Origin of the sequence: Brevibacterium renqingii, from assembly GCF_017808105.1 — a bacterium.
Taxonomy (GTDB): Bacteria; Actinomycetota; Actinomycetes; order Actinomycetales; family Brevibacteriaceae; genus Brevibacterium; species Brevibacterium renqingii.
On sequence record NZ_JADBHF010000002.1, the window covers coordinates 111415 to 126816 of the forward strand.

At 67.2% G+C, this 15402-nt stretch carries 15 protein-coding genes; 5 read left to right on the forward strand and 10 right to left on the reverse strand.

Features of this window, described 5'->3' with window-relative positions:
- Positions 1-23: 23 nt before the first annotated feature.
- Complete coding sequence (locus IHE57_RS03035) at positions 24-503, forward strand: DoxX family protein (RefSeq protein WP_209370723.1); 480 nt, start codon at positions 24-26, stop codon at positions 501-503.
- A 124-nt stretch (positions 504-627) separates the two neighbouring features.
- Here IHE57_RS03035 and IHE57_RS03040 read toward each other — a convergent pair whose 3' ends face one another.
- Positions 628-1353 (reverse strand): DinB family protein, encoded by a 726-nt coding sequence (locus IHE57_RS03040; protein WP_209370725.1) that lies wholly within the window; start codon positions 1351-1353, stop codon positions 628-630.
- A gap of 238 nt (positions 1354-1591) precedes the next feature.
- Between IHE57_RS03040 and IHE57_RS03045 the strand changes: the two genes are divergently transcribed.
- The gene (locus IHE57_RS03045) at positions 1592-2767 is read left to right on the forward strand and encodes a calcium:cation antiporter (protein WP_209370726.1); all 1176 of its coding nucleotides are present in this window, start codon (positions 1592-1594) and stop codon (positions 2765-2767) included.
- Between the two features lie 96 nt (positions 2768-2863).
- On the opposite strand, the gene IHE57_RS03050 is transcribed toward IHE57_RS03045, so the two are convergent.
- The 6 genes from IHE57_RS03050 to IHE57_RS03075 are packed head-to-tail and all read right to left on the reverse strand — an operon-like array spanning position 2864 to position 9011.
- On the reverse strand, positions 2864-4171 hold the full coding sequence (locus IHE57_RS03050; RefSeq protein ID WP_209370727.1) for a sodium:solute symporter family protein: 1308 nt from the start codon (positions 4169-4171) through the stop codon (positions 2864-2866).
- 39 nt (positions 4172-4210) lie between these two features.
- Positions 4211-4309, reverse strand: coding sequence for an LPXTG cell wall anchor domain-containing protein (locus tag IHE57_RS03055; protein WP_209370728.1), 99 nt, complete (start codon positions 4307-4309; stop codon positions 4211-4213).
- On the reverse strand, positions 4306-4506 hold the full coding sequence (locus IHE57_RS03060; RefSeq protein WP_209323759.1) for a hypothetical protein: 201 nt from the start codon (positions 4504-4506) through the stop codon (positions 4306-4308). Before IHE57_RS03060 ends, IHE57_RS03055 begins: the two co-directional genes overlap by 4 nt.
- Positions 4507-4527: 21 nt before the next feature.
- Positions 4528-5697 (reverse strand): M20 family metallopeptidase, encoded by a 1170-nt coding sequence (locus tag IHE57_RS03065; RefSeq protein WP_209370729.1) that lies wholly within the window; start codon positions 5695-5697, stop codon positions 4528-4530.
- 43 nt (positions 5698-5740) lie between these two features.
- Positions 5741-7435, reverse strand: coding sequence for an amidohydrolase (locus IHE57_RS03070; RefSeq protein ID WP_209370730.1), 1695 nt, complete (start codon positions 7433-7435; stop codon positions 5741-5743).
- Entirely contained in the window at positions 7428-9011 is a 1584-nt protein-coding gene (locus tag IHE57_RS03075; RefSeq protein ID WP_253719862.1) for an aminotransferase class I/II-fold pyridoxal phosphate-dependent enzyme, read from the reverse strand. Before IHE57_RS03075 ends, IHE57_RS03070 begins: the two co-directional genes overlap by 8 nt.
- Before the next feature lie 104 nt (positions 9012-9115).
- Here IHE57_RS03075 and IHE57_RS03080 point away from each other — a divergent pair, with 104 nt between their 5' ends.
- Positions 9116-10036, forward strand: a complete 921-nt coding sequence (locus IHE57_RS03080) for a LysR family transcriptional regulator (protein ID WP_209323770.1) — start codon at positions 9116-9118, stop codon at positions 10034-10036.
- 116 nt (positions 10037-10152) lie between these two features.
- Complete coding sequence (locus tag IHE57_RS03085; RefSeq protein ID WP_209323772.1) at positions 10153-10587, forward strand: PaaI family thioesterase; 435 nt, start codon at positions 10153-10155, stop codon at positions 10585-10587.
- 70 nt (positions 10588-10657) lie between these two features.
- Here IHE57_RS03085 and IHE57_RS03090 read toward each other — a convergent pair whose 3' ends face one another.
- Together IHE57_RS03090 and IHE57_RS03095 are read right to left on the reverse strand one after the other, a co-directional pair.
- On the reverse strand, positions 10658-12259 hold the full coding sequence (locus IHE57_RS03090; RefSeq protein ID WP_209370732.1) for an AMP-binding protein: 1602 nt from the start codon (positions 12257-12259) through the stop codon (positions 10658-10660).
- A 185-nt stretch (positions 12260-12444) separates the two neighbouring features.
- On the reverse strand, positions 12445-13509 hold the full coding sequence (locus IHE57_RS03095) for a GmrSD restriction endonuclease domain-containing protein (RefSeq protein WP_209370734.1): 1065 nt from the start codon (positions 13507-13509) through the stop codon (positions 12445-12447).
- A 242-nt stretch (positions 13510-13751) separates the two neighbouring features.
- Here IHE57_RS03095 and IHE57_RS03100 point away from each other — a divergent pair, with 242 nt between their 5' ends.
- Positions 13752-14432 carry a hypothetical protein gene (locus IHE57_RS03100; RefSeq protein ID WP_209370743.1) on the forward strand — a complete coding sequence of 227 codons (681 nt, stop codon included), beginning with the start codon at positions 13752-13754 and terminating at the stop codon, positions 14430-14432.
- 112 nt (positions 14433-14544) lie between these two features.
- On the opposite strand, the gene IHE57_RS03105 is transcribed toward IHE57_RS03100, so the two are convergent.
- Complete coding sequence (locus IHE57_RS03105) at positions 14545-15336, reverse strand: sulfite exporter TauE/SafE family protein (protein WP_209370745.1); 792 nt, start codon at positions 15334-15336, stop codon at positions 14545-14547.
- Positions 15337-15402 lie beyond the last annotated feature (66 nt).

The window sequence follows — 15402 nt, forward strand, 5'->3', positions numbered from 1 at the left end:
TTCAACCAATCATGGAGAACGCTGTGTACGCTACGACCGGATTCCCGACCATCGCCCGCGACATCATCACCGTCATTGCCCGGACCGGCCTCGGCACCATCTTCATCGCGCATGGCTGGCAGAAATTCAACGAATGGACCGTCGCCGGAACCACTGAATCGTTCTCGCAGATGGGAGTCCCCCTTCCCGACATCGCCGCACCCTTCGCCACCTTCGTCGAACTCATCGGCGGCGCGCTGCTCATCCTCGGCGCACTGACTCCGCTCGTCGGCGTCCTCTTGGCCGCAGACCTCATCGGAGCACTCATCATCGTCCACCTCATGCCCGTGCCATTCGTCGATCAGGGCGGCTGGGAACTCGTCGCAGCGCTGGCGGCCGGAGCGCTGCTCATCGCGGCCGCAGGTCCGGGCCGCCTCAGCATCGACCGCCTTCTTTCCACCGGCAGAAAGAACGCCCGCGGCAAGCGGAGCTCAGGAGCGAGATCGGTCTCGGCCGAGGCCTGAGGCAGACCGCTCCGGCGACCCTCGAGACGGGCGCTGACCCGCTCGATCAGAGCTGCAAGCGCGAAGTTCATCGGCGCCGAGGAAACGGTTCGCCTGAAGCAAAAGGATCGGACTATCGCCCGATTCACACGCCCCCGGCATCGAGTGCATCGAGGTCGCGCGTCGCGAACCGCAGGTGCTCCCACTCCTCCTCGAGGATCACCTGCACGCACCTGCGGACGGTCTCCGGCTGCGACGAATCATTCGGACTCGGACGTTCCTCGTCGAGCAGTCGGATCGTCGCGGCCGCGAGGAATGCACGCACCTGGGCCTGACGATCGGCGCGAACGGACAGCACCTCTTCGAAAGACGGTGGGGCGCTGACGTCGACAGCAGCGTGGTTCAGCCCGAGGGGATGGGGGTCCTTGCCGGACTGCAGTGCGCCGCCTGGAAGCCACTTGTCGGTGGCGTAGACGAGGTGACGAAGGGTCTGCGCAAACGACCACTCCCCGGCCACTGTCTCGTCGACGGCACCGGGAGGCATCGTGCGTGCGCGTTCGACAGCAGCAGACCACGCTGTCTCGAGCTTGGCCCACGCCTCCACCAGTGCCTCCGGTGATTCAGCCGTCTGCTCTTCACGTCCCGGAAAGCGCCTGTTGAGCTCCGCTTCGACGAACGGGCCGATATCGACTCCGTTGACGATCATCGGCTCACCGAACCTCAGCCACGGAGCGTCGACTTCCATTCCCCCGACGTCGCACCCGCGGATCACGACCCTCGACAGGTCTGATTCAACGAACTTGGCGCCGCGCAGGTCTGCATCGACAAAAACAGCGCCCGAGAGATCCTCGCCGCCAGCGAACGTAGTCATGGCCAATTATCTCCACAGCTCCTCGGCGCAGTCGAGAGCAACGGGCACACGGATTTCGCTGCATTCGACCAGATCGTCTCTCGCCGCCGGTTCCGCAGCCGAGCCCGCGGGGCCGCAGCTCCCGGATTTGAGGGGCACGCACCCGATGGATACTCTGGAAGCGGAAGGAACCGGCCGGGACGACCCGGTCGCGTGAGAGTCACGATGAGGACGGCCTCAGAGAGAGGAAACACCCCTCATGTCCGCGGCCCTCCGCAGCATCGTCACGCCGACTGCGATCATTCGCCTCGTCCTCGGCTGGGGCGCCTTCATCGCCATCCAGCTCACTGGGTCACTGCTCGATCCCCCGGTCGCCGGGCCCGTTCTCGTCACCGCGCTCGTCGTCATCGTCGCAGTCATCCTCGTCTGCGCCTTCGGCGTCGTCACCGAGGCCGAGCACCTTGCCGGTCGCCTCGGCGATCCCTATGGCACCCTCGTGCTCACCCTGTCGATCTGCCTCATCGAAGTCATCCTCATCGCCGCGGTCCTGCTGGGTCCCGGCGACCACGCCACGATCGCGCGGGACTCGGTCATGGCGGTATCGATGATCATCCTCAACGCGGTCGTCGGTCTCTGTCTGCTCGTCGGCGGATGGCGTCACGGGAGCATGGTCCACAACCGCACCGGCGTCTCGAACTACCTGTCGATGATCATCGTCCTCGTCGCCCTCGCCTTCGCCGTACCTGCGCTCATCGGCTCAAGCGGCAGCTATGAGACCTGGCAGGAGATTCCGATCATCATCGCCACGGTCGGCATCTACGCCTTCTTCCTCTACCGGCAGATGGGCCCGCAGGCCCGGGAATTCATCGAGGTCGATCCCCGCGTCGCACCCGGACCATCGACACCGCGCACCTCCCCCGCCGAGGCGGCTGTCGAGGAGGGGGCCGAAACGCAGGGAATCGTCGAGATCCTCTCGGTCCACCGTCTCGAGATCATCCTCCGCCTGGCACTGCTGGTGGCCACGGTCCTGCCGATCGTGCTGCTCTCCCACGATATGGCCGCACTGCTCGATGACGGGTTCGGCAGCCTCGGCGCTCCTGTGGCACTGTCCGGGGTGATCATCGCGATGATCGTCTTCCTGCCGGAGACGCTGACCTCGGTGCGGGCTGCGTGGAACGGCGAGATCCAGCGGGTGAGCAATCTGTGCCACGGGGCCCAGGTGTCGACGGTGGGGCTGACCATTCCGACTGTGCTCGTCATCGGCATGCTCACCGATCAGCGGATCGTGCTCGCTGAATCGCCGATCAACCTGCTGCTGCTCGGGATCACCCTCCTGGTGTCGATCACGGCGTTCGCGGGCAGACGCGTCACCGCCGTCCACGGCGTCGCCCACCTCATCATCTTCGTCGTGTTCGGTCTCGCGATCTTCGCCTGAACCTCCGCCGCCCCGCACCGGGAGCATGCTCTCGGTGCGGGGCGGCGGGAACCGGTGCGGTGCCGGCGGCAGGGACCTTGCGGCGGCAGCAGTCGGTCAGACGACCTCTTCGGCCTTCTCGGGCACAGCCACCGGAACGCGCGGACAGGTCGCCCGGATCGCGATCTCGACGATGGCGAGGACGACGATGTTGACGGCCAGGCCGCTGATGCCCTCGTTGATGTTCGGGCCGTGGATCGGCGAGAACGTGAACAGGAGCACGATGAACAGCCCCGAGCACAGGCCGCTGATGACCGAGGCCTTGTGCAGCGTGATCCGCGGGATCACCGCGCCGATGATAGCCGGCACGACCTGGGTCGAACCGCTGTAGGTCAGCAGAAGCATCATCCCGAGCAGATTCGGCATCGTCAGTGCCAGGACGAGCGCGCCGAGACCGAAGACGATGACGAAGATCCGGTTGTAGGCGATCTTCTTCCTATCGCCCTTGATCATGAACACGTTCTGCACGGCCAAGGGGGCGATGGCGTTGAGCAGGGCAGCACCCGGAACCATGGCCGTCGAGGCAGCCGCGACGAGGACGACTCCGGTGAGCCAGTCCGGCAGCGCCGCGGCAGCCATCTTCAGCATCGCGAGATCGCCGTCCTGGCTGAGCCCGAATGCGAGGATCGCGGTGTAGCCGAGCAGCATCGGGATGCAGGCGAGCATGTTGTAGATGGGCAGGTAGATGAGATTCTGGCGCACGACCTTCTCGCTGCGGCCCGACATCAGGGCCGGCCAGGTGTGGGGCAGGGCGTAGAACATCACACCGATGATGCTGATGGCCATGCTCGAGACGACCCAGGGGATGCCGACTTCGCCGGGCTGGACCGACAGCATCTCGGGCATCTTGTCGAGGACCTCTTCGACGCCGAAGTCGAGTCCGCCGCGGAAGTGGAAGGGGATGACGATCGTGAGCCCGAGGACGACGACAATCATCAGCGCGTCCTTGAGGTAGGACGTCAGCGCGACTCCCCGGATGCCCGACCACAGCACGAAGCCGATGACGAGGACGAAGGACAGCACGATCGCGAAGTTCTCGTTGATCTCACCGCCGGTGGCCACTGAGATGACGATGCCGAGTCCGGTGATCTGCAGCTGCAGATAGGGCAGGAGGAAGAGGATGCCGAAGAAGGCCGTGAGCCAGCCGAGTGTCGGGCTGTTGTAACTGCCGCGGAGGAAGTCGGCCTGCGTGAGATAGCCCATCTCCTTCGCCTTGCGCCACAGCTTCGGACCGACCCAGTACATGGCGATGTAGGCCAGGGGCACATAGGGGATCGAGTAGAAGGCCGAGGCGCCGATGGAGACGACGAGGCCGACGGTGCCGAGGAAGGTGAAGGTCGTGAAGGTTTCGCCTGCCTGGAGCACCCAGGCGGTGAGGACGCCGTAGTTGCGTCCGCCGACGGTTCACTCCTCGATGTTCTTCACCGGACGTCGACGTCCGATGAAACCGAAGGCGGCGATGAGGACGATGCCGAGGAGGCCGACGATGACTGTCATGCTCATTCGTCGTCACCCCCGAGGTCGCGGCGGGTCTTCTCGAAGTAGATGAGGACCGCGGTGACCGGAATCGTGCTGAAGAGAGTCAGCCAGACGAAGATCGCGGGCATGCCGAACCACAGGTGCGGGCCGTTGATGAACGGCAGCCAGGTGAGCAGGAAGACCCCGATGAACGGAATCGATCCGATGAGCCAGTACTTCACAGGTGAACTCCTTTGTTCGTTTCAGTCCGCCAGCGAATGCTGACGGTCGGCGGAGAAGCTGCGCCGAGCCTCCTCGTCGGTGGCGACATCGATCACCGTCCACGCCATCGACAGCCCGCCTTCGATCGCCGCGCGATCGGCGGGGGCGCTGACGCAGTGTGCGGCGAACTCGGGCTGATGGTTGACTGCCGGTCCGCAGTCGATGTCGATCATGGGGTGGATCGCGGGAACGACGCGCGAGACGTTGGCCATGTCCGTCGACCCGACCGGCGAGGTGTCGTCCTCGTGGTCGAAGACCCGTCCGAGCGCCTCGGCGTTGGCCTTGTAGAGATCGGCGAGGACGTCGTTGTTGTTGAACTCCGAGTACGCCGGAGCATCGCTGTCGGCCTCGAAGCGGCATCCTGTCGCCGTGGCCGCACCCTCGACGCAGGCGCGGATGCGCTGCTCGAGGCGGTTGAGGGTCTCGAGCTTCGGGGATCGGAAGTTGAAGACGAGTTCGGTCTCGGCGGGGATGACGTTGGCGGCCTCGCCCCCGTGGGAGATGAAGCCGTGGATCTGATCGCCCGGATGCAGCTGCTGCCGCAGCAGGCCGACGGCCACCTGCGTGAGAGTCGCGGCGTCGGCGGCGTTGATGCCTTCATAAGGGGCCGCAGAGGCATGGGCGTTCTTGCCGATGAAGCGGACCCGCAGCTCGCCGATCGCCAGGCAGTGCGTGCGCGACTGCTCCTTGTTCGAGGGGTGGACCATCATCGCCAGATCCACGCCGTCGAAGGCTCCTGCCTCGAGGAGGAGGACCTTGCCTCCGCCGTTCTCCTCGGCCGGGGTGCCGAAGACGACGAGGGTGATGCCGAGCTCATCGACCAGCGGCGCCAGCCCGAAGGCCGCGGTCATCCCGGCCGCGGCGATGACGTTGTGCCCGCAGGCATGGCCGATCCCCGGCAGGGCGTCGTATTCGACGCAGACGCCGACGGTGAGCGGACCGTCGCCGAGGGTGGCCTTGAAGGCCGTGGGCATCTCGGCGAGCCCGCGCTCGAGAGCGAACCCCCGCTGCTCGAGCTCAGTGCTCAGCAGCTGGGCTGCTCGGAACTCCTCGAACCCGAGCTCCGGATCGGCATGGATCCGGTGGCTGATCCCGAGGAGAGCCTCCTCGGCGGCCTCGACGTTGCGCTGACACAACTCCTTGATCGACATCGATCTCCTAACTGAATAGTGGTTCAACAACAAAGTACCATCATCAGTGCCCATGTCCCGAGCAGCTGCGGTCGGGATTGAGAGTCTTCGCCGCGATGTCGATGCGGTTGAGTCCCTGTTCGCTCTGGTCGCCGCCGGTGTCATGGACGATCTGTCCGCCGACGATGGTGAGGTCGGCCCTCTGCTCGAGCAGAGCGGACGGATCGAGGCCGTAGAGGTCGGCCGACCACGCGACGAGATCGGCGTCGGCTCCGGGCCGGATGACGCCGAGGCGGTCCTCGGCGTGCCAGGCCCAAGCGCCTTCGTGTGTGTAACCGAAGAGTGCCTGGTCGAGAGTGATGATCTCATCGGGCGTCCACGAGCTCGTCCCGTCGAGTCCCGCCCGGGTCAGCGCCGAGTAGATGCCGACGAGCGGATCCATCTCCCCGACCTGCCAGTCGCTCGACAGTGCGACATGTGCTCCGCTGTTCATGAGTGACTTCACGCGCCACGCGCGGTCCCAGCGCTGCTCGCCGACGTTGTCCATCCAGGTGCCTTCGATGAGGTCCGGTGAGGCGTGGCGGGGCTGCATCGCGGCCGTGATGCCGAGGTCGGCGAACCGCGGCAGGTCGGCGGGGTCGAGGCATTCGACGTGGACGATCCCGTGACGTCGGTCGCGGGTTCCGTTGGTCGCCTGTGCCGCTGCGATGGCGTCGAGGGCGAGCCGGACTCCCCCGTCGCCGGTCGCGTGGGTGTGGGTCTGGAAGCCGAGGCGGTCGAGTTCGGTGACGATGCGGCTGAGTTCGCCGATCGGGGCCGAGGGGTGGCCGCGCAGTCCGGGCCGATTGGCGTAGTCCTCGAGCATCCAGGCCGTGTGCGGTTCGATGACGTCGTCGGCGTAGAGCTTGATCGGCCCGAAGCGCAGGCGGTCGCTGCGCGGGGCCTCGTCGACGGCGGTGCGCAGCTCCTGCCGGAACTCGGGGGCGGAGTCGACGGGATGGAAGAGGGCGGCGATGACGCGGGAGGAGAGCCGGCCTTCATTGAGTGCGCGCTCGAACAGTCCGATCTCGGCCACGGGAACCTGCGGTTCGATGACCGTGGTGATGCCCGAGCGGGTGGCCATGTCGAGGCTGCCGAGGATCTTCTTGTACCGGCGCTCGGGCGAGTACATGGGGATGTCGCGTTGCAGTGCGGCCAGGCCCGCGCTCGTCATCGCCGAGGTGTAGAAGTCGGTGACCCAGCCGGTGGCGCGGCCCGAGGAATCCCGTTCGGGCCGTCCCCAGGCGATGTCGGCACCGTCGTGGATGCCCAGGACGGTCAGGGCGGCGTCATTGAGCCATACGGAGTGCTGGTCGTAGGTGGTGACGAAGATGGGGCGGTCGGTCAGCCCCGCGAGGTCATCGGCGTTGGGGCGGCGGTCGTCGACGATGGAGTAGACGGCGTTCTCCGCGCAGACCCAGTCGAGGTCGGGGCATTCGGAGGCGAGGCGGCTGATGCGTGAGCGCACCTCGGTCAGCGTCTCCGCGCCTTCGAGGCTGACGGCGTCGGGGTCGAAGCCGAGCAGCAGGTGATTGTGGCTGTCGATGATGCCCGGGGTGAGGAGATTGCCGCCGAGGCGGCGGGTCTCACGGGCGGCGGGAGCGTCAGCGGCATCGCCGACGTAGGCGATGCGTCCGCCGGTGATGCCGACCGCTTCGGCCCAGGGTCGGTTCGGGTCGAAGGTGCGCACACGGGCGTCGGTGAGCAGCAGATCAAGCATCGGGGAACTCCTCCTGGCCAGCCGTGTCCCTGAGAACCCGGAAGCTGTCGACGGCCGAGGTCACGGCTCCGCGGACGAAGCCGGACGGGGAGGCGGCGACCGCGGTGAGGAAGTCGACCACCTCGGCGGTGATCTCCTCTCCGGGCATGACATTGGGGACCCCCGGCGGATAGGCGGCCAGCGAGTCCGCGGAGATCCGGCCCACGGCTTCGGCGGCCGGCACGATCTCTGTGGCAGCGAAGTATCCCTCACGCGGGCGCACCCGCATCCGTCCGGGGGCGGGCAGCTCCGGGAAGTCCGTCCGCGCGTTTCCTCGCGCGGCCTCGGCCCGGCCCTCGGGTGATTCGACGACTTCGACGAGGGTGGCGAAGACGGCGTCGACATCGGGCGTCTTGCCGGCGCCGATGACGGCGACGAGCGTGGTGTCGGTCGACATCTCGAAGTACATATCGTGCTCGGTCATCATCCTGTCGCGGACCCAGTGGGCGCTGATTCCGGTGGCGGAGACGTCGATGGGCACGCGCAGCAGATCGGTCTCGGCGATGTCGGGGAAGTCGCCGAAGCCCTCGCCGACATCGGCGAAGCGCTCATCGGTCGCCAGCAGCTCGCGGAAGCGCATCGCCGTGTCGATCGAGGCGCCGATCCGATCCTCTCCGGTGGCCAGGGCGCGCCGGGCGATGTCGAGTGAGCCCATGAGCAGCGCCGAGGAGGAGGTCGAGGCCGTCATCGTCATCGCGCGGGCGATGAGGGGTTCGAGGACCACGGCGAAGGGCCCGTCACCGAGGTGGAGCATCGCCGACTGGGTGAGCGACCCGGCCAGCTTGTGGGTGCTCGAGATGACGAGGTCGGCGCCGAGGCGGGCCGGGGATTCGGGCAGGCTCGGGTGGAAACCGAAATGCGGGCCCCACGCGCCGTCGACGATGAGCGGCGCCCCGTGAGCGTGGGCGACCTCGGACAGGCCGCGGACATCGGCGACGGAGCCGAAGTAGCTCGGGGAGACGATGTAGACCGCCGAGGCGGGGCGGCCTTCGTCCTCGGCCAGGCCGAGGGCCGCCTCGAGGGAGCCGGCGGAGACACCGTGGGCGATGCCGTTGGCGGAATCGACGGAGGGCAGGACGTAGCTGGGGTGGAGGCCGGCGAGCACGACTCCGTCGCTGAAGCTCGAATGGGCGCTGCGCTGGGCGAGCACGTTCTCGCCGAGGCCAGCGACGGCGAGCGCGACGGTGCGGTTGGCCTGGGAAGCGCCGTTGGTGAGGAACCAGGTGCGGCGGGCTCCCCAGGCGTCGGCGGCCAGGGCCAGCGAGTCGGCGAACGGGGAGTCGTCCTCGAGGTCGATGCCTTCGAGCAGCATGGGCACGTCGAGGCTGACGGCCTTCTCGCCGATGAAGTCGGTGAGCAGGTCGCTGATGCCGGCGTCGGTGCCGCCGTGGCCGGGGACCATGAGTTTGATCGAATCGCGGGCCGCCAGTGCGCTCAGGGCCGCCGAATACGGAGCCTGGTCCTGGTCGAGACGATAGCGGTGGTGGTCCCCGAGGCGGTGCTGCGCGCCTGATGTATCCGTGAGCGATTCCAACATAGGGCTATCGTCACGCATCAGATCCATGGGAGGAATCCCCCAGATCCCTGGTTCGCTCCATAGAGTGTATGGAGCGAAGGGCTGCGACGGCGTAGGATCGGGGCATGCTCGATCTTCGTCAGATGCAGGCCCTGACCGCCGTGGCTCAGACGGGTTCGGTCGCCCGCGCGGCCAAGCAGCTGGGCTGGAGCCAGCCCTCGGTCGACTATCACCTGCGCAACCTCGACAGACTCTGCGGCACCACTCTGGTCGAGCGCTCGACCAGGGGGTCGACGCTGACGGCGGCCGGGGAGATCATGCTCGACCGGGCCCAGCGGATCCTCACCCTGTCACAGCGGGCTCTGCACGATGTGCGCGCGCATGCACAGAGCGGTCTGTCGCGGATGAAGTTCGGCACCTTCCCCACGGCCGCCTCGGCGCTGCTGCCCTCGATCGTCAAGAAGTCGAAGCTCGCCGGGCTGCACATCGACAGCACCCTCGAGGAGATCCATCAGCTCGTCGCTCATGTCAACCAGCACGACTATGATGCCGTGCTGCTCTATTCGGTGCCCGGCTACGACCTGCCCTTCACTGAGACGGTGAGCACGACCGAGGTGTTCCGCGAACCCGTGCACCTGGCACTGCCGGCCTCCCATCCTCTCGCGAGCCGAGAGTCCATCGATGTGGAGACCCTGGTCGGGCTGCAGGACGAGAACTGGCTGCTCGGGTCGACTCGGGACGACCCGATCGACATCATCGTCGTCGATGCCTTCAAGGCCGCAGGTCACCAGCTGGAGGTCGAGTTCCGCACCGACGACTACTCGGTGATGCTCGGCATGATCGCCGCGGAGATGGTCATCGGCGTCGTCCCGCTGCTGGCCTCGATGGGCCATCATCCGGGAGTGGCCCTGCTGCCGATCGAGGATCCGGCCTTCTCCCGCTCGCTCCTGCTGGCCACTCCGCAGAGTCCGGCCGGCTCCGAGCTCGCAGCGAACACGCGCAGGCTCTCGGGCATCATCACCGAGTGCCTGAGCCTCATCGGATAGGGCGTCAGGACCTGATCGGCCCTTCCCCGCCGCCGCCCACGCCTTCGACGAGCTCTCGACGCCGATCAGCGCCGGTAGGCTGACTCAAGAACATTCAGCCAGACCGAAGGGGCACCATGAGCACACAGGACACTTCGATTGCCGGCGTCTCCATGGAGGGCTCGAGTCGGTTCGTCCACGCCATCGGATTCACTGTCGATGAGGTCACGACCACCTCGGTGCGGGGGCATGCCGAACTCGGTGAGGACCACCACACCCCATGGGGCGTCGTCCACGGCGGCGTCTACACTTCCATCGTCGAAAGCGCCGCCAGCATCGGCGGCAGCTTCGCCGTGGCCGAATCCGGGCAGTTCGCCGTCGGCGTCCACAACGCGACCGACTTCCTCCGCCCCAGCACGGGCGCCCGGGTCGACGTCGCAGCGAGCGCCTTGCACCAGGGGCGGACCCAGCAGCTGTGGGAAGTCGTCATCAGCGATTCGGCCACGGGCAAGCAGCTCTCCCGCGGTCAGCTGCGCCTGCAGAACGTCCCCCTGCCCAGCGCCGGGGAGTAGCCGGTAGGCCGGCAAGGCCGGGCAGCACCGACCTCGCCGGCCAGAGCTGCCTGTCCTGGGCCGGCGGGGTCTATCCCTGCGCCCGCTCCCGCAGTGCGTTCTTACGGATCTTTCCGGTCGAGGTCGTCGGGAGGGCATCGACGAACTCGACGGCGCTCGGTGCCTTGTAGGACGCGATGCGGGTCTTGACGAACGCGATGAGCCCGGCTTCGTCCACCTCGGCGCCGGATCTGAGCACGACGTAGGCCAGCGGCCGCTGGCCCCACTTCTCATCGGGCACGCCCACGACGGCCGCCTCGGCGACGCTGTCATGGGCGACGATCGCCTGTTCGACCTCGATCGTCGAGATGTTCTCGCCTCCGGAGATGACGATGTCCTTGGCCCGGTCGAGGATCTGCACATAGCCGTCCGGGTGCATCACGGCGAGATCGCCGGTGTGGAACCAGCCGCCGCGGAAGGCCTCGGCAGTGGCGTCCGGGGCGCCCAGATAGCCCTTCATGACGTTGTTGCCGCGCATGACGATCTCGCCCATCGTCGTCCCATCGCGCGGAACGTCGTTGAGCACATCATCGTCGCGCAGTTCGACCACGCGCATGCGGTCAGCGCTGATCATGCCGATCCCCTGCCGCGATTTCAGGGCCGAGCGCTCGTCGACGGGCAGGCCGACCCAGTCGGGCTGCGGTTCGCATGAGGAGTAGGGTCCGTAGGATTCGGTCAGCCCGTACACGTGGATGACCTCGATGCCGAGGTCTTCGAGCAGAGCGATCGTCGTCGGCGAGGGCGGAGCTCCGGCGGTCGTGATCGACAGCGCGCCGTCCATGTCGTGGGCTTCCTTGGCCCCGGCGATGGTGTTGAGCACGACCGGGGCGCCGGCCATGCGGGTGACGTTCTCGTCGTCGATGAGCCGCCAGGCCTCGGTGCCGCGCACGGCCCGGATGCACACGTGCGTGCCCGAGACCGCGGTCAGCGCCCAGGTCGTGCACCAGCCGTTGCAGTGGAACATCGGCAGCGTCCACAGGCAGCGGGTGAGCGGGGCGAAGTCCTGGGTGATGACCTCCCCGAGCGAATTGAGGTAGGCGCCGCGGTGAGTGTACATGACGCCCTTCGGCCGGCCGGTGGTGCCCGAGGTGTAGTTGACGGTGATCGTCGCGGTTTCGTCCTCGACTTCCCACACCCGCGGACTCTCCGGCGCCGAGGCGGTCCAGTCGTCATAGGCTTCGATCCGACCATCCGTCGAGTTCAGCTCGCCCGGTGCTCCGTCTTCGTCCGGGTGGACGACGATGGCTTCGACTCCGCTCGCTGCCCCGGCGTCGACGACGGGCTGCAGAAGCCCCGCATCGCCGAAGAGGAACTTCACCTCGCTGTGGCCGAGGATGTAGTCGACCTCCGGAGGGGCCAGGCGGGTGTTGAGCATGACGAGGACACCACCGGCCAGCGGCACCGCGTAGTGAGCGATGAGCGCCTCGGCGCTGTTGGGCGCGAGCACGGCCACGGTGTCACCGTCGGAGAGTCCGCGGCGTTTGAGCCCTTCAGCCAGGCGCTGGACGGTGTCGGCCATCTGCCGGTAGGTGAAGCGCCGGGGCCCGTCGATGATCGCCTCACGTTCGGGGTGGGCTTCGAGGGACCTCTCGAGGAAGCGCAGAGGTGTCAGGGCGGTGTCCAGTCCGGACATGGTCGGTCTCCTCATCGTCGGCGATACAGGCTGAGCCCCTGACGGCAGCGGAGCGTCAGAGCAACGGGTCAGCACTCAGATTACCGAGCCGTTGAGATCCAGCACACACCGGGGAGCCTCCGCGAGGGGATGGCTGCTCTGCGGTCAGGTGGGGCCTTCAGCGAGCGGCCGGTCGGTGCTGGCGACTATTCGCAGCCGATCCCGTCTCCGTCACGGTCGAGGTGCCTGCCATATCCCGGATCGCCTTCGCGGACCGGTGCGGCGCCGGCCTCTCGCGCGGCGGTGCAGTTCTTGAAATACGTCGAACCGGAGGAGCGTTCGGACTTCGATTCCGCCGGCTTCTTCGTCTCCTGTTCCGTGGTGACATTGTCGCCGTCGCCGGGGCCGGGCCAGGAGACGTCGTCTGCGAACGCCGGCTGCTCGTCGCAGGAGGAGAGCACACGTTCCATCGCCGATTTCTCCGCCTTGACGACCCACAGCTCGTACTTGTGCTTGATCGCGATCTGGCGAGCCACGTACTCACAGCGGTAAGCCTTGTGCGGCGGCAGCCAGGTCGCGGCGTCTGCGTCGCCCTTCTGCCGGTTGAGGCTCGAGCTCACAGCGAGGAGGTTGAGCGGATCGTTGCCGAATTCCCTGAGGGTCTCCTCGTCGAACTTCGCCGCCCCGGTCTGCCATGCGTTCGAGCGGGCGACGATGTGGTCGATGTCGATGTTGTTCGGGCTCCGGTCGAAGGCGTAGCTCTCGCCCTTGTATTCGTCGTCGAGGGCACCGGCGATGACGACGCACCCCTTGGTGCCGGCCTTGAGGGTGATGTCGGTCAGATCGCGGCGGAGCACATCGTTGCGGGTGTCGCAGCCGTTGTGGTCGGCATCAGAGCGCCATTTGAACAGGTCCGCATCGTAGCCGGTCTTCGGTGCGCGCCCTTTGACGGCGAGCTCGTCGAGCATCGCCATTGCCGTGCCCGTCGCCGAGCCGCCGGCGCGTCCCACATCTTCGCTGTCCTCGGTGCCCGTGCCGTCTTCGCCCTCGTCGACGGCCGCCTCGGCGTCTTCGGCCGGACCGGAACCCTGGGTCTCCTGCGGTGTCGGGTCCTCCTCCGTCGACCACGAGACGTCATCTCCCCCGGCGTTCGCATCGCTTCCCTCGGCACATCCGGCCAGAAGGGCGATGGTCAGGAGGCTGACGAGCGCGAGGAGAACGCGAGCGGATAGGCGCGTCGAGGCGAGGTCAGAGGGGGAAGAGAAGTGCATCGGGTTCCCGTCGTGATGTTCGGAGCCAGGCGGCAGGTGGAGTATGAACACGGTCGTGGATCGAGGTCGGCCCAGTTGCCGACTCCCGATCCACCTGGACGATCTTAGACCCGCAGTGCACCGGCGACGCCATTCACGCGGACGAAGTGATCGATTCGTTACGTCACGCGGTCGTGGCCGCCGGCGGGGTGAAGGGGCATGATGGGAGGGGACGATGACCGACCTCGGCGAGGGGAGGAACGATGCGCCACGATGAGGAGCGCCCACGCTCCAGCCGATTCGTCGCCGAGGCAGCCGTGCCCGGGCACTGGACGCAGGTGCTCGCGGAGATGCGAGCGAACGTGTTCACCCACCTCACCCTCGAGGAGGTGCGCGCCGAGGCGGTTCATGTGCTCGTCGTCGCCCCCTCTCCCGACGTCGCCCGAGCGTGCTTCGGCGAACTGCTCGAAGGCTTCACGTCGCGGTCTGACGAACGGGCCGATGTCGAGGCAGCAGGGTCAGTGGCCGGGGCGGATGCCGACGTGCCTTCGGTCGAGGTCATCGGACTCGAGGAGCTCGTGCCGGCACGCGTCCCCGCGGGGACGTGGGTGTTCCTGCCGCACCGACAGGACGGATGGACCGAGCTCGAGGAGGCCTCGGAGCGGCTGCGCCGAGCCCTCGTGAAGGAGAACTCCGACCGCGAGGCCGACGAGAGACTCACGCTCATCGAATTCGGGATCAACATGTGGCTGTGGGCCGAACCGCCCTCGAGCGGCGGCGACCCCGTCTGCCATGCCGGCGAACTCATCAGCTGGGAGAGCGCGTGGGCGCTGGGACCGGCGGATGGCTGCGATCCGGGTGCGGCCGGCGATTCGGCATCCGCTCGCCCGCCGATCTACTTCGGCCTGCCGCCGGTGCTGCGGAAACGGCGCTGGGACGGCTGAGACGGGCCGCGCGTCATCGAGGGGACCACTTCGCGTCGAGAGGACTCCTCACAATCGGTCCCGTCGACGCGAAGTGGTCCCCTCGGCGGGCACGAGCAGGCAATGACCGGCGTCATGCCACCGCGACGACGACCCCGGCGGTGATGAGCAGGATGAAATAGCCCCAGGCATGGAGGATCTCCGGAATCTTCGGCACCCTCCGGCGCAGGAAGACGATGATCGGCAGCCCTCCGATGAGCAGTGCAACAGCCGAGAACAGGTCGAGGGCCCCGACGATGCCCGGCGCCTCGATCGAGGCCGGTGCCAGAATCGTCACGAGCACGGCCGGAGACATGATCACCAAGGTCAGCGGGTTGGCCAGGGTTGTGGCCACGGTCATCGTCGCCCCGGACCGGCGCATCATCGGCACCGTCATCACCGAGCCGCCGACGCCGAGGAACGATGCCAGGCCGCCGATCGGAATCCCCCATACCGCGGAGATCCCTCGCCCGCCTTCGCTGGTGGCCTCGATGACCGCTACGCGGCGGCGGAAGAACCCCGGCCGCACCAGAAGATCGACGGCGGTGGCCGCGATATAGGCGACGAACCCCCATTGCAGCAGCGCTTCCGGGGCGAACCTGCCGCCGAAGGCCCCGAGCGCCCCGCCGAGGCCCAGCAGCCCCAGCAGCCACCACCGTCCCTTGAGGTGGGCAAGAGTGGATCGCTTCGTCGACACGGTCGCGACGACGGCATTGACGAGCATCACCAGCGCCGAGGTGGCCGCCGCCACCCGCGCCGTGTCGCCGCCGAGGTCCGCATCGACGAGTGTGATGATCGGGACCGTGACGAAGCCGCCGCCGAACCCGAAGAGCACCGTCGTCAGACCGACGAGGCAGCCGATGAGGATGAGTCCGAGAAATTCCACTCGTCCATTCCAACCCACCGTCGCCAGGCCGGCAATCGACAGTCTGTCGTGTTCTTGCGAGACTTC

Coding starts and splice junctions, on each gene's coding strand:
- IHE57_RS03040 (WP_209370725.1), bottom strand. CDS start 1,353: ATGACTACGTTCGCTGGCGGCGAGGATCTCTCGGGCGCTGTTTTTGTC.
- IHE57_RS03045 (WP_209370726.1), top strand. CDS start 1,592: ATGTCCGCGGCCCTCCGCAGCATCGTCACGCCGACTGCGATCATTCGC.
- IHE57_RS03055 (WP_209370728.1), bottom strand. CDS start 4,309: ATGAGCATGACAGTCATCGTCGGCCTCCTCGGCATCGTCCTCATCGCC.
- IHE57_RS03065 (WP_209370729.1), bottom strand. CDS start 5,697: ATGTCGATCAAGGAGTTGTGTCAGCGCAACGTCGAGGCCGCCGAGGAG.
- IHE57_RS03070 (WP_209370730.1), bottom strand. CDS start 7,435: ATGCTTGATCTGCTGCTCACCGACGCCCGTGTGCGCACCTTCGACCCG.
- IHE57_RS03075 (WP_253719862.1), bottom strand. CDS start 9,011: ATGTTGGAATCGCTCACGGATACATCAGGCGCGCAGCACCGCCTCGGG.
- IHE57_RS03080 (WP_209323770.1), top strand. CDS start 9,116: ATGCTCGATCTTCGTCAGATGCAGGCCCTGACCGCCGTGGCTCAGACG.
- IHE57_RS03085 (WP_209323772.1), top strand. CDS start 10,153: ATGAGCACACAGGACACTTCGATTGCCGGCGTCTCCATGGAGGGCTCG.
- IHE57_RS03090 (WP_209370732.1), bottom strand. CDS start 12,259: ATGTCCGGACTGGACACCGCCCTGACACCTCTGCGCTTCCTCGAGAGG.
- IHE57_RS03095 (WP_209370734.1), bottom strand. CDS start 13,509: ATGCACTTCTCTTCCCCCTCTGACCTCGCCTCGACGCGCCTATCCGCT.
- IHE57_RS03100 (WP_209370743.1), top strand. CDS start 13,752: ATGCGCCACGATGAGGAGCGCCCACGCTCCAGCCGATTCGTCGCCGAG.